Source organism: Streptomyces mutabilis (assembly GCF_014649815.1).
GTDB classification, from domain to species: Bacteria; Actinomycetota; Actinomycetes; order Streptomycetales; family Streptomycetaceae; genus Streptomyces; species Streptomyces mutabilis.
Genome location: NZ_BMTT01000027.1, coordinates 45,117 through 59,511, shown reverse-complemented (window position 1 = coordinate 59,511; position 14,395 = coordinate 45,117). Strand labels below are relative to the sequence as shown.

At 73.8% G+C, this 14,395-nt stretch carries 8 protein-coding genes; 6 read left to right on the top strand and 2 right to left on the bottom strand.

Going from position 1 to position 14,395, the window contains the following annotated elements; genetic code table 11:
* Together IE142_RS31875 and IE142_RS31870 are read left to right on the top strand one after the other, a co-directional pair.
* The coding region (locus tag IE142_RS31875; RefSeq protein ID WP_306432631.1) for a carboxyl transferase domain-containing protein at positions 1–283 on the top strand (283 nt) is incomplete at its 5' end.
* Between the two features lie 18 nt (positions 284–301).
* Positions 302–499, top strand: a complete 198-nt coding sequence (locus tag IE142_RS31870) for an acyl-CoA carboxylase subunit epsilon (protein WP_191888944.1) — start codon at positions 302–304, stop codon at positions 497–499.
* An 84-nt stretch (positions 500–583) separates the two neighbouring features.
* Here the strand turns inward: IE142_RS31870 and IE142_RS31865 are convergent, their stop codons facing one another.
* On the bottom strand, positions 584–1,129 hold the full coding sequence (locus IE142_RS31865; RefSeq protein WP_191888943.1) for a heme-binding beta-barrel domain-containing protein: 546 nt from the start codon (positions 1,127–1,129) through the stop codon (positions 584–586).
* Positions 1,130–1,172: 43 nt separating this feature from the next.
* Complete coding sequence (gene lpdA / locus IE142_RS31860) at positions 1,173–2,579, bottom strand: dihydrolipoyl dehydrogenase (protein WP_191888942.1); 1,407 nt, start codon at positions 2,577–2,579, stop codon at positions 1,173–1,175.
* 142 nt (positions 2,580–2,721) lie between these two features.
* On the opposite strand from lpdA, the gene IE142_RS31855 reads away from it, so the two are divergent.
* From IE142_RS31855 to IE142_RS31840, 4 genes are read left to right on the top strand one after another with little or no spacing between them, the layout of a single operon-like run.
* Positions 2,722–4,137: an NAD(P)/FAD-dependent oxidoreductase gene (locus IE142_RS31855; RefSeq protein WP_306432629.1), complete on the top strand. Its 1,416-nt coding sequence runs from the start codon at positions 2,722–2,724 to the stop codon at positions 4,135–4,137.
* On the top strand, positions 4,134–5,732 hold the full coding sequence (locus IE142_RS31850) for an acyltransferase domain-containing protein (RefSeq protein ID WP_191888940.1): 1,599 nt from the start codon (positions 4,134–4,136) through the stop codon (positions 5,730–5,732). Before IE142_RS31855 ends, IE142_RS31850 begins: the two co-directional genes overlap by 4 nt.
* Entirely contained in the window at positions 5,729–11,953 is a 6,225-nt protein-coding gene (locus IE142_RS31845; RefSeq protein ID WP_191888939.1) for an SDR family oxidoreductase, read from the top strand. Before IE142_RS31850 ends, IE142_RS31845 begins: the two co-directional genes overlap by 4 nt.
* Positions 11,950–14,364, top strand: coding sequence for a KR domain-containing protein (locus IE142_RS31840; RefSeq protein WP_191888938.1), 2,415 nt, complete (start codon positions 11,950–11,952; stop codon positions 14,362–14,364). The genes IE142_RS31845 and IE142_RS31840 overlap by 4 nt, the downstream gene beginning before the upstream one ends.
* The last annotated feature ends 31 nt before the right edge of the window (positions 14,365–14,395 follow it).

Genomic DNA, 14,395 nt, shown 5'->3' with positions numbered 1-14,395 from the left:
CTGGCCGACCAACGAGATCGCCGTGATGGGCGCGGAGGGGGCGGCCAACGTCATCTTCCGCCGCCAGATCGCCGAGGCCGGGGACCCCGAGGCCACGCGCGCCCGCATGGTCAAGGAGTACAAGGCGGAGCTGATGCATCCGTACTACGCGGCCGAACGCGGCCTGGTCGACGACGTCATCGACCCCGCCGAGACCCGTGAGGTGCTGGCGAAGTCCCTGTCCATGCTCCAGACCAAGCACGCCGACCTGCCGTCCCGCAAACACGGCAACCCCCCGCAGTGACCCCGAGGAGCCTGCCGCATGTCCATGGCTGACATCCGCGTCGAGAAGGGCCTCGCCGAGCCCGAGGAGGTCGCCGCCATCACGGCGATCCTGATGGCCCGCGCGGCGGCCCGCCCCGCCGAGATCGCCCCGGCCCACCACGGCCGCGTCCGCGCGGGCTGGCGCCGCCTGGAACGCGAACCGGGCTTCCACGCCCCGCACAGCTGGCAGCGGTGACCCCCCGGCCTGCCGACAGCGTCGGTAAGCGGCGCCCGGCCTGATCGGTGCCGGCCGGGCCGCCACCCCTTTGGAACCGGTGCCTCACCCGTCCGCTTCGGACACCCGCCGCAATTCGGCGGCGAGGTGCGGGCTCAGCGGCTGACCCACGGCCTCCAGGTCCTGGGTGTACGACAGCACGCCGTCGCCGAACGTGTAACGGCGGTGGGCCGAGGTGACCTCCTTGGCCAGCGGGGTCCGCACGACCGCGTGGGTGGCCAGCTCGACGACGGAGCCGGACACGCGGCCCGTGTACACCTCGGCGATACCCGTGGGATGGCTCAGCAGCGCCTCCACGTAGCCGTCGGGGCCGACGCGCAGCCAGCCGCTCTCCCGGCCGGAGGGGCGCAGCGGCGCCCCCGTGCCGTCGGTCAGCCACGCGCGCGCCTCGTAGCGCAGGAACGGCCGCCCGTCGTGGGCGAAGGTGAGTTCCTGCTCGTAGGCGAACTCCTCCTCCAGGGTGGGGTACTGGCCCCTGCCCCGGCCGCGCCACACGCCGAGCAGCGGCAGTACCGGCGTCAGCCACGGATGCGCCGCGGGACCGTACGCCGCCTGCCGGGCCCCGTACACGTCGGGGTAAGGGTCGTTCACCTTGTCGCTCTCCCTGTGCCGTTGTGCCGTACCGGGGGACCGCCTACATGTTGATCATGTGGCCGGCGAGTCCGTGCACCGCTTCCTTGACCGCTTCGCCCAGCGTCGGGTGGGCGTGGACGTTGCGGGCGACCTCGTGGACCGTGAGGTCCCACTGCTGGGCCAGCGTCAGCTCCGGGAGGAGCTCGGTGACCTCGGGTCCGATCATGTGCGCGCCGAGCAGCTCGCCGTGGGTCGCGTCGCTGACCACCTTAACGAACCCGCCCGGCTCACCCAGGCCCTGCGCCTTGCCGTTCGCCGTGAACGGGAACTTCGCGACCTTCACGTCGAAGCCCGCCTCGCGGGCCTGCTCCTCGGTGTAGCCGAAGCTGGCGATCTGCGGCTGGCAGTAGGTCGCGCGCGGGATCATCCGGAAGTCGATCTCCATGGTCTCCACGCCGGCGATCGTCTCGGCCGCGACGATGCCCATGGCCTCCGCCGCGTGCGCCAGCATCAGCCGGCCCGTCACATCACCGATCGCGTACAGACGGGGCACGCTGGTGCGACCGCGCGCGTCCACCTCGACGGCGCCCCGGTCGGTGAGCCGGACGCCGGCGGCCTCCAGGCCGTAGCCGGTCACCCGCGGGGCGAAGCCGATGGCCTGGAGTACCTTGTCGGCCTCCAGCACCTGCCGGTCGCCGCCCTTGTCGACGGTCACCCGGACCGGCCGCGCCGGGTCGGAATCGTCGATCGACTCCACCCGGGTCGAGGTCAGGACCTCGATGCCGAGCTTGCGGTACCGCTTGGCGAGCTCCTTGGAGACCTCGGCGTCCTCGGCGGGCACGACGCGGTCGGCGAACTCCACCACGGTGACCTTGACGCCGTAGTTGTGCAGGACGTAGGCGAACTCGACGCCGATCGCCCCGGCCCCCGCGATGATGATGCTGCCGGGCAGCTCCTCGGTGAGGATCTGCTCCTCGTAGGTCACGACGCGGTCGCTCAGCCGGGTGCCGGGCAGCAGCCGCGTGGTGGCGCCCGTGGCGATGATGCAGTGGCCGAACGTGACGGTCCGGGTACCGCCGTCGGCCAGGCCGATCCGGAGGGTACGGGCGTCGGTGAAGGTGCCGCGGCCGTTGTACTCCGTGATCTTGTTCTTGCGCATCAGGTAGTGGACGCCGGCCACCCGTCCTTCGGCCACCCGGCGACTGCGCTTGAAGGCCGCGCCGAAGTCCAGCGAGATGGGGGACTGCGACCGGATGCCGTACGTCTCGGCCTGCTGCGTGACGATGTGCGCCAACTCGGCGTTGCGCAGCAGCGCTTTGGAGGGAATGCAGCCCACGTTCAGGCAGACGCCGCCCCAGTACTTCTCCTCGACCACCGCGGTCGTCAGGCCGAGTTGCGTGGCCCGCACCGCGGCGGTGTAGCCGCCGGGCCCGGCGCCGAGAACCACGACATCGTAATGCTCGCTCATGTGCGACATCTTCGGGGGCGCCATGCGCCCGTGGCAATAAATCGCTTCCAACTTTGTCAGGTCACCGGTCACCTGACAAAGTCGCCTGTTGCTTTTTGGCCGCGCTCCGGCACGCCTGGCTACAGTCCTCGTCTCCTGGCCGATGGGGAGCCGAATGTATGACGCAATAGTCGTGGGCGCCCGGATTTCGGGGGCGGCCGTGGCATTTCTTCTGGCCCGACGCGGACACCGGGTGCTGCTGCTCGACCGAGCCACATTTCCGAGCCCGACGGCGTCCGCCACGAATCTGATCCACCCTCCGGGGGTGGCCCGGCTGCGCGAATGGGGCGTACTGGAACGGCTCGCGGAAACCCGGGTTCCGCGGATCACCCGGTACGGACTGCAGAGCGGCCCGGTACGCCTCGAGGCGCCGCTGCCCGAGGTGAACGGTGTCTCCTACGCGCTGTCCCCACCCCGGACGGCGCTTGACCACGCCCTGGTGCGGTGTGCCGCCGACGCCGGTGCCCAGGTGCGCGAGGAGGCTTCCGTCCAGGAACTGCTGCGCGACGCGGACGGCACGGTCGTCGGGGTCCGAGGTGTCTCCAAGAGCGCCGGTGCCTTCACGGAAAAGGCCGCCGTGGTCATCGGTGCCGACGGAAAGAACTCCAAGACGGCCCAGTTGGTCGGGGCGGCCACTTATCGGGCGGAGCCGGTTCTCAGCAAGAGCTACTGGACCTATTGGGAAGGGCTGCCGCAGGAATCCGTGGTGCGCACCTACCGGGCGCCTGGAATTCACCCCTTCACCTGGCCCACGCACGACGGTCTCACCATCGTCGGCGTGGCCTGGCCGTCCGCCACATTCCCGGCCGCGGCCGCCGGGGACGACATCGACCGGCTGGTTATCGACGCCTTCGCCGAGGTCGATCCCGGCCTCGCGGCCCGGCTCGCCGGCACGGCGCGGGCCGGCCGATGGCTCACCGGGGCCGTGCCCAACTTCCTGCGCCGCCCCCACGGCCCGGGCTGGGCCCTGGTCGGCGACGCCGGGGCGACCCGCGACCCCATCACTGCTTCCGGCATCACCCACGCCCTGCTGAGCGCCGAACTCCTCGCCGACGCCGTCGACGCCGGCCTGACCGGCGACGTGCCGCTGCCGCAGGCCCTGGCCGCCTACGGGCGGCGCCGCGACGACCTCGTCCGCGACCATTACGACTACACCCGCGACTACGCCAGGATCGCGGCCCACTCGGCCGAGGAACGAGCCCTCATCGAGGCCATGAGCCGCAGCCCGCACCACGCGCGCGCCATGGTCGGAGTCTTCGCGACGGCCGTGCCGCCCGCCGACTTCTACACCCGGGCCGGCTTCCGGGAGCTGTTCGACTACCTGAACGACGCGGCGGGGCTGCCGCTCGGTATCCGGGCCCTGCGCCTGCTGCTGCACGGCGCTCCCGAACCGCTGGCCGCCGCCCCGCGGGCGCTCGCGGACCGGTTGATCGCCGCCCGCCTGGGGCCCATGGGCCGGCTCCTGCTGCGCAGCGCCCGCCCCGCCCGCACGCCACGCACGGAGGGAAACCACCGATGAACACCACGGAGAAGGACTTGCGACCCGTACTGCTCTTCCCCGGCCAGGGCGGCTACGACGGTGCCGCACTGCACCAGGCCCGGGCCCGGCACCCCGAGGTCGAGGACGTCTTCGGCAGGATCGACACCGTCACCGTGGAACTGTTCGGCAGGCGTCTGTCCGACGTCCTGTTCGGCGACGGGCCGGTCGAGCTGCCCCGCCTGCTGGAGCAGGACCCCTGGATCTCCCAGCTCGCCGTCTACGGCTCGGGACTCGCCGCCCACCGGATCCTCACCGGCCGCGGCGTGACCCCCGCCGCCCTCATCGGCCACAGTCTCGGAGAGATCACCGCACTCGTCGCGGCCGGGGCGTTCAGCGTGGAGAACGGGGCGAGGATCGTGGCCCGCCGCACCGGCATCGTCGCGGAGGGAGCCTTCCAGGACGGCGCCATGGCCGCGGTCGCCGCATCCGCAGAGCGCTGCCTGCACCTGCTCGGCCTCCTGGCCGATTCCCGCCTGGCCGTCGCGGCGGAGAACCACGACGGCCAGACAGTGCTGAGCGGCCCCCGCGAGGCCATCGAGCACGTGCGGGTCATCGGCGGACGGCTGGGCATCGGCGTCGTCGAACTCGACACCCCCTTCGCCTTCCACAACCCCGCCCTGGCCGACTCCGGCGCCCGCTTCGCCGAGTTCGTCCGCGGCATTGCCCGGCACCCGCTGACCGTCCCGGTCCTCTCGCCGATCCTCCAGCGCTTCTACGCCCCCGAGGAGGACCTCGCCGGGCCACTGGCCGCCCACTTCACCCGGCCGGTGCGATTCTCCGCCGCCGTGCGTGACCTGTACGACGCGGGCGAACGCCTCTTCATCGAGTCCGGCGGGCGGGCGGCGCTCACCTCCCTGGTCACCAAGACCCTGGCGGCCGGCGGCGGGGCCCCCGCCGAGGTGACCGTACTCGCCACCCTCACGGCCGGCCACGACGGCGCCCCCGCCCTCGCCGCCACCCTGCGGACGCTGCACGAGCGCGGCCAGGCCGAGGCGGACGTGCTCCCCGAGCTGCGCCGCCGGCTCGCCCCCACTCTGACCGACGAGGAGTTCGAGGCGTTCTGGGCGGCCGAGGGCACCGACGTCGTCGCGCTCGTGACCCGGATGGCCGACGCCTTCCGCGGCGGCCCCGCGGCCGACGGATCCCCCGACGGGCAGGACCCTGTCACGACCACGGCCCACGGCACCGCGCCCGCCCCCGCGCAGCCCGCCCGCCCGTCCCCCTCCGGGGAGCCGGCACCCGCCCGGAACGCACCCGCCGCCCCGGCGGACGCCGCGGCCACGCCGGCCACCGCACCGCCCACTCGGTCCGAACTCTTCGAGGCCGTGCGGACGCTGTACGCCGAGGCGCTCGAATACCCCGAGGACGTGTTCACCCCGGACGCCCTGCTGGAGGCCGAACTCGGCGTGGACTCCGTCAAACAGGTGGAACTCCTCGCCCGCGCCTCCCAGCTCTACGGTCTGCCCGCACGCGGCTCGGACTTCCGTCTCGCCGACTACGACTGCCTCGACAAGATCGTCGACCTGCTGCACGACGAGCTGTCCCGCCACAGCGCCGAAGGTGCCGCGGTATGACCGGCCCCCAGGATCTGACCGGCCGGATCGCACTGGTGACCGGCGGGGCGAAGAACGTCGGCAAGGCGATCGCCACCACGCTCGCCGACCGGGGCGCACACGTCCTCGTCAACTACTTCCACTCCCACGAGCAGGCCAAGCGGACCCAGGAGGAACTGCGCGGGCGGGGCGCCCGGGTGGACCTGCTGCGGGCCTCGGTGGCACGACCCGAACAGGTCGAGCGAATGTTCGCGGAGATCGACCGCCGGTACGGCCGGCTCGACATCCTCGTCAACAACGCCGCCAACGGCGCACTCGTCCCCCTGGACGAACTCACCGACGAGCACCTCGACAAGGCGCTGGACACCAACCTCAAGGGCGGCCTGCGCTGCGCCCGCGCCGCGGCACCCCTGATGGAACGGGCCGGGGGCGGCTCCATCGTCAACCTGTCCGCGCTCGGCAGCTCCCAGCTGGTGATGGCCAACTACCTGGCCTGCGCCCCGGCGAAGGCGGCCGTCGAGGCCGTCACCCGCCACCTCGCCGTCGAGTTCGCCCCGAAGAACATCCGGGTCAACACCGCCTCCGCCGCCATGCTCACCAGCGAGGTCGCCGACGCCTTCCCCGACGCGGACGCCATGCAGAACGCGATCGTCTCGGCCACACCGCTGGGACGCCTCGGCACTCCGCAGGAGCTGGCCGAGGTCGTGGCGTTCCTCGCCTCCGACCGGGCGGCCTGGATCACCGGGCAGACCATCCTCGCCGACGGAGGCCTGAGCCTGGGGGCCACGCTGCTGTCGCCCCCGCGCCCCCGCCAGGAGCCCGCCCCCACGGCCCCGCCACCGCCGCCACACACCGCCGAGCTGCCTGCGCGCGCCGAGGAACGACGGCTCGAGGAGGCACCGGCCCTCCCGGACGGCGGCACCCCGGCCCTCCCGGACGACGACACCGAGGACATCGCCGTCGTCGGCATGGGACTGGCCGTCGCCGGAGCCAGCAGCCCCGAGGAGTTCTGGCAGCTGCGCACGACCGGGCGCGAACTGTTCATCGAGGTGCCCGAGGACCGCTGGGAGCGCTCCGCCTTCTCCTCGCCCGACCGCACCGCCGAGGACAAGTCCTACCAGGACACCTGCGTCTTCATCACCGACTTCGCTCCCGAGCCCGGTGCTCTGCAGGGCCTGTCCGCAGACCCGGACGACACCGAGCTGACCACCCTGTGGCTGCGCCACTCGCTGGTGCAGGCACTCGACGGGGTCCGGCGCGCACCTTCCGACCGGTTCTCCTTCCACGTCGGCTACACCGCCGACGGCAGCCAGCACCTGGAGGAGGCCGGTGTGCTCGCCACGGTCTCGCATCTCGCCGCCCGGGCGGCGGAGGAGCTCCAGGTCGCCGACCCCCAGCGTCTGCTCACCGGGATGGACCGGGTGCTCTCGGCGCGCTACCACCGGGGCGCCGCCCCTGCCCCGCGCTTCCTGCCCCACCAGGTCGGCCGGGAGGCCATGGCGGGTGTGCTGCCGGACGACACCCAGGTGCAGATGGTGGACACCGCCTGCTCCTCCTCCCTGTACGCCATCGACATCGGCATCAAGGGGCTCCTGGCGGGCCGGCAGGACATCGCGGTGTGCGGCGGCGCGTTCGGGCTCGCCCCGCGCGGCACCGTCCTGTTCTCCAAGCTGAAGGGACTGTCCGAGCGGGGCCGGGTGCGCGCACTGGACGCCGGGGCGGACGGGGTGATCTTCGCCGACGGCGCCGGCGTCGTCGTCCTGAAGCGGCTGAGCCGGGCCAGGGCCGACGGCGACCGGGTGCTCGGCGTGCTGAAGGCCTTCGGCTCGTCCTCCGACGGCAAGGGCAAGGCGATCTACGCCCCGAGTTCCGAGGGACAGAGCCTGGCCGTGGAGCGCGCCCTGGCCGCGGGCGGGCTCACCGGCGACGCCGTCGACTGGGTCAACGCGCATGCCACCGGCACCCCCGCCGGCGACCTCGCGGAGTTCTCCACGCTGCGCCGGCACTACGGCGTCGGCCGTACCACGTGCGTCACCTCCAACAAGTCGCTGATCGGGCACACCGGATGGGCGGCCGGTGTGGTCTCCCTGATCGAGTCCGTGCTGGCGCTCCAGCACGAGACCATCCCGGGCCAGTACCGCTTCCGCCAGGCGCCCGAGGCGTTCGAACTCGGCACGACCGGGCTGGAGATATCCGGTGAGCCGCGCTCCTGGGCCGCCGTTCCCGGCCGCCGCCGCACGGCGGCGATCTCCGGGTTCGGTTTCGGCGGCACCAACGCGCACCTGATCCTGACCGAGCCGGAGCCGGAGCCGGAGCCGGAGCCGGAGCCGGAGCCGGAGCGAGACGCAGAGGCGGCGGCGACAGGGGAGGAGGCCGTCGTGCGGCCGAGGACCGAGACGGCTCCGCAGGCCCAGGCGCTGCCGAAGCCCGGGCGCGGCCGGCCGGCCGGGGACGACGCCGCGACCGCCACCGCGGCGGGCGGCGACACCGGCCCCCGAACGCGTGCCCCCGGCCGCCGGGCCGCCGACGAGCGGATCGCCGTGGTCGGCTGGTCCGCCAAGCTGCCCGGCGCGGACGGCGCCGACGACGTCGAGGCATGGCTCACCGGCACACGCGACCTGCCGTCCGGATTCGGCGACACCTACCCCGCACCGCCGTTCCAGCAGGTGCGGATGCCGCCCGCGACGGTACGGACCATCGACCGCTGCCAGCTGATGATCCTCCAGTGCGCCCACGCCCTGCGCGACCGGCTGCCCGAGTTCTGGCACGAGCACGCCTCACGCACCGGCGTGGTGATCGGACACATGGGCCCCACCCGGGCCGCGATGCTCTACGCCGCCCGCTGCTACCTCGACGACATCGAGCGGGCCCTGCACGCCGACCCCGAGGTCGCCGCCGAGCCCGGCCTCACCGCCGTCCTGGGAAGGCTGCGCGAGCAGGTCCGCGCGCTCGTGCCGCCCTCCACGGAGGACTCCTTCCCCGGCATGATGCCCAACGTCATCTCCGCGCGCGTGGCCAACTACTTCGACCTGCACGGCCCCAACATCACGGTCGACGCGGGCCTGGCCTCCGCGCTGTCCGCGTTCGCCACCGCTGCCCGTTACCTGCGCGGCGGGGAGCTCGACTTCGTGCTCGCCGGCGGCATCAACGGCAACAGCCTGCCCGAGTACCGGCAGCTGCTCACCGAGGTGTTCGGCCGGCCGGCCCCCGAACTCGCCGAGGGCGCCTTCCTGTTCGGCCTGACCACCGAGAGCAGGGCCCGCCGGGCCGGACTCACCGTCCTCGGGTACGTCGACGAGATGCCCCTGACCGGTGGCCGCGGCGACGACGCCGAGGTGGTCGACTGCGGTCCCGACGGCGACTACAGCCGCTACCTCGGCGCAGCGGGCGCCGCCGAGATCCTGCGCGCACTGCGCCGTGCCGGCACCACCACCGAACTGCGCTGCCGGGAACCGGGCAACAGCGCCACCGTCGGCCTGCTGGTCAGCGGACCCGACGCCCCGGCCCCGGACCCGTCCGAGACCGGTGACCTCGTGCGCCGGTACGTCCCCGCACTGCGCCCCGAGCCGGGAGAGCCGGACGGCCCCCTGCCGGTGGCCGTACCCGACGGAACGGTGCTGCTCACCGACGCGCCGGAGGCGGCCCGGCGGTTCGCCGGCGCGGCCGCCGGCACCACCGTGCTGAGCACACGGGCCTTCGACGGCCGGCCGGCCGGGTGGCGACACGTCGAGCCCACGCCCGAGTCGGTGCGCGCGGCCCTCGTCGACGTCGGCCGGCCGGTGCGCCACCTGCTGATCGTCACCGACCTGACCGCCACGACGCCCGCCGCCACCGCTCTCACGTGCGACGCCTCGCCCGTGACCGCCCTGCACGACCTGGCGTTCCTGGCGCTGAAAGAACGCGGGGAGGAACTCGACGCCCCGGCCGCCTCCGTGGTGTTCGCCCTGCTCGGCGCCGCCCCCGGCGGAGTGACGCACCCCTTCGCCGGACTCTTCACCGGCCTGGCGAAATGCGCGGCCCTGGAACTGGAGCACGCCGATTGCTTCGCCCTGGTGGCCGCCACCCGCGACCCCGGACAGGCCGCCGCACTCGTCGCCCGTGAGCGGGCCACCCGCCGGGTCTTCCCCGTCGTCCACCACGACGGCACCCGGCGCCTCGTCCCCGTGCTCGACGCACAGCGACCAGACCAGGCCGGCCCCGGCCCGGCTCAGGCCCCGGAAGGGACGGACACCGCGCACACCCCCCGGGCCGTCCCGACGGACGCCCCCGGGGCCCCCGGCCGACCCGGCGGCCTTCCCTCGGCCGGTGAGGCGGACGCCGGCCCACCCGGCACTCCGGCCACGACCGCCCTCGGCCCCGACTCCGTGATCCTCGCCCTCGGCGGGGCCCGCGGCATCACCGCCGAACTGCTCGTCGCGCTCGCCGGACGCTACGGCGGCCGCATCCACGTCCTCGGCAGCAATCCGCTGGACGACTACCCGGCCGACGTGTTCGCGAGCACGGACGAGGAGTTCGCGGCCGGCCGCGCCGCCTACATCTCCGCACAGCTCAAGGCGGGCGGCGGCACCGTCGCCGAGATCAGCCGCCGCTACGACAGGATGGCCGACGCCCGCGCGGCCCGCCGCAACCTCGCCCGGATGGCCGCAGCGGGCCGCGCGGCCGACGTCACCTACCACGCCTGTGACGCCCGCGACGAGGCATCGGTGCGCGCCGCCGTGGACGCGGTCACCGCCGAGCACGGCCGCATCGACCTCGTGATCAACGCGCCCGGCCTCAACCGGTCCGCGCTCATACGCGACAAGGACTTCGAGGAGTTCCGCCGCATCCGCGACCTCAAGGTCGAAGCCCACCGCAACCTGCACCGCGCGCTGTCCGGACGCCCGCCCCGGCTGTGGTGCGACTTCGGCTCGCTGCTCGGCTACTTCGGGCAGCGCGGCGAGGCGGACTACGCCTCCGGAAACGACTACCTGGCCACCGCCGCCGGCTACGCGGCGGCCGCCACCGGCATCGAGGAGTTCGTGATCGGCTGGACGCTCTGGGACGAAGTCGGCATGGGCGCCGACGAGCTCACCCGGGAGTACTTCAAGAAGGCCGGCTCGTACAGCCACATGCCGGTCGCCGAGGGCATCCGGCACTTCTTCGCCGAGCTGTCCGCCACACGGCGCGTCCCCCTCTCCGTCCACCTGGGCGACGCCGAACGGGCCACCGTGGAGCGGTTCCACCCCGGCTTCCTCGACCAGCCGCACCAGGGCGCCACGGCCGTGGACCGCGGCCGGTTCTACCTGCGCCGGGCCCTCGAGACGCCCACCGGGGAGGAGGGGCGTACCGTGCGGTTCGCGTGCCCCTTCGACCTGACCACCGACGCCTACCTGAACCACCACCTGGTCCGCGGCGTCCCCACGCTCCCCGGCACCTTCGTCACCGAGATGGCGGCCGAGGCCGCCCTCGCACTGGTGCCCGGCGGGGCGGTGGCCGGCTTCGAGGACGTGCGCTTCCTGCACTTCCTTCAGGTCCGCCCCGGCGTACAGCAGCCGCCGAAGCGGATCACCGCGCGCGTCGTCCAGCAGGCCGGTGACCTCACGACGGTCGCCGTGGAGATCACCCACGACGTGATCTCCCCCTCCGGGGTGCTCCTCGTGGCCGACCGGCCGCACTTCACGGCCCGCGTCCTGGTCAGCAGCCGCTTCCCCGACGCACCCAAGTGGGCCGGCTGGGACCGGGAGGGAGAGGTGCCGGTCACCGACCCCTACCACGTGCCGACCGCGCCCGTACTGCTCACCGGACCCTTCAGGGTCACCGGCGACACCGTCCGGCACCCGGAGGGCGCCCGGTCGGTGTTCCGGGCACGGCTCTCGGACGACAGGCCCTGGCCACCGTTCCTGATGCCGACCCTGCTGCTCGACGCGATGGCCCGCACCGGCGTGCTCGACCCCGTCGACGGCCTCGTCCCGGTGGCCGCCCCCCTGTCCATCCGGCGCATCGACCTCTACCAGCAGGCCGACGACAGGGAACTCACCGAAGCACACGGCCACCTGGACCTGTACGTGACCAACCCCGGCTTCCGCGGCACCGACGGCGAAGAGGCACCCGAGAACCGCTTCGTGGCGGTCGCACCGGGCGGTCACGTCGTGGCGCAGATGAAGGGCCTGGACGCCGTGGTGATCGGCCACCTGGACCCGGCGACCGGAGTGGTGCACCAGCCCGGCGCGACCCCGGCCCCGGCCGGCGAGGGTGCGCGATGAGCCTGCTCACCGATGTGCCGCCGCCCACCCGGCCGGACACACCCGATGCCGCCGGAGACAGCACGACCCGGCCGGTGCGGCGCGTGCTGTGGCACCTGACGCCCGCCGCACAGCAGCCCGCCGCCCGGCCCCTCGCCGGCCGCCGCATCGCCGTGATCGGCGGCACGGCCCAGGACGCCGAGCGGGTGCGGGCGGGCCTGCGCCGGCTGGGCGCCGACGTCGAGGACGGCCACCGGACACCACCGCACCCGGACCAGGTCCCCGACACCATCGTGGACCTCACCCTCGCCGAACCCTACGCACCCGACACCGCAGGCCAGTGGCGGCACGCGCTGCTGCGCACCTTCGCCCTGCTGCGCCGCTGCTACCGGCAGTGGAGCGAGGAGGAGACAGCCGGACGGCTGTGCTACCTGGCCGTCACCTACCTCGGCGGAGGCATGGGCCGCCACCCGGACGACGACCTGGCCCAGCCGCTCGGCGGACTGTGGGCCGGGCTCGCCAAAACGCTGCATCGCGAGTTCCCCGCCTGCGCCGCACGCGTGGTGGACATCGCGCTCGGCGACAGGGGCCGGCTCCCCGACCTGGTGGCCGCGGAACTCGCGACGTCGGGGCTCATCGAGATCGGTCACCGCGACGGGCGCCGCTGGACGCTCACCCCGTACGCCACCGAACCCGGAACCCCCGACCTGCACTGGGGCCCCACCGACACCGTGCTGATCAGCGGCGGTGGCCGGGGCATCGGCATGGCACTGGCCCGGCAGATCGCGCGGGAATCGGGCGCCCGCGTCGTCGTCACCGGACGCGCCGCTCTGCCGCCCGAGGAGACCTGGCCCGAGCTCACCCCCGAAGCCCTCGACGCGCACCGCACCGCCCTGTGGGCCCGGCGCGGCGACGGCCGGACCGTCACCGCGATCCGCGCCGACATCGCCCGCGCGGAACAGACCTGGGACGTCGTGGCGAACCTCAGGGACGCGCGCGCACACGGACTGCGCGTCGAGTACCGCCGCTGCGACTTCACCGACCCCGAGCAGGTGCGGGAACTCGTCGCCGGACTGCCCCAGCTGACCGGGGTGGTGCACAACGCGGGGGTGGACCGGCCCACCCGGCTGCCCGGCAAGTCCGACAACGACATCGCCGACGTGGTGGCCACCAAGGTCGACGCGTTCGGGCATCTCTTCCAGGCGGTGCGCGACCGGGACCTGAAGGTGTTCTGCACGGTGGGCTCCCTGACCGGCAGACTCGGCGGCATGGTCGGCCAGTTCGACTACGCGGCCGCCAACGAGTGCCTGGCACGCCTCGGCTACTGGGCCCAGCGGCAGGTGCGCTTCCCGGTGATGACCCTCGCCTGGCCGACCTGGGCACGCCTCGGACTCATCGCCAACTTCCGCGCGAGCCTGCGCTACATGGCCGCCATGGACGTGGCCGAAGGACTCGGGCACTGGCGGGCCGAACTGCTCGCCGGCACCAGCGGAGAGGTCTCCTTCGTCGGGCCGCTGGGACCCGCGCTCGGTCTCACCCAGGCCGTGGGCCATCCGCTGACCCCGGCCCTGCCCGGATTCGCCGCCACCTGGCCGAAGGCCTTCCACCTCGGCACGCCCGAACGGTACCGGCCGCACCGGCGCCTCGTCTCCCGGCTGGAGTTCGACCCGGCCACCACGTGCGCCGTCGGGGACTTCACCGTGCACGGAGACCCGGCCCTGCCGGTCGGGCTGCTCCTGGAGAGCGCGGTACGCGGCGCCGAATGGGTCGTCCCGGAACAGCCCGGCCCGCGCCGCCTGGCCGCCGTCGAGGACGTGTCGGTGCCCTGGAACCTGCTGCGCCGCGGCGCCGACGGGACCGTCCGGCTCCGCCGGGACGTGCGCGGCACGGAACGCGAGGGCCGGTGGACCGTCGACGTCACCTTCCGCGCCGTGACCGCCCCGGCGGACGGACCGGTGGCCCGGATGCGCCTGGTGTACACCGACGGCGACACCGCCCTCGCGGACCCGGCACGACCGGCCGCCGCCGCCCGGCCCGTACGCGAGGGCACCCTGTTCACGAGCGACCCCGTCCTGAACTGGCGCGGCCTCGCCGTCCCCATGGCCACCTGGCGCGCGGAGAGTCCCGGGCGGCTCGTCGCCGACGTGCCCCGCTGCCGCCCGGCCGATCTGTGGGCGGTGCCCCGGCCACCCACGTGCGCGGTGCCCGTCGCCGAGATCGAGAACGTCGTACGCGCCGTGAGCACCCGCCTCCCCGGCCTGCCCAGCACCCCCGACCCGCTCACCCTCAGCCGCGTGGTCCTGCACGGACCCGCTCCCGAGCGCACCCGTGTCATCGCCGACACCGCGCTCGGCGTCTGGCGCATCACCGACGCCCGAACCGGCGCCCCGGTGGCCGTCGTCCACCGTCCCGCCCACCCCACCGGCCGATAGACCCACCCGCCGACAAACCGAGGAGACCACC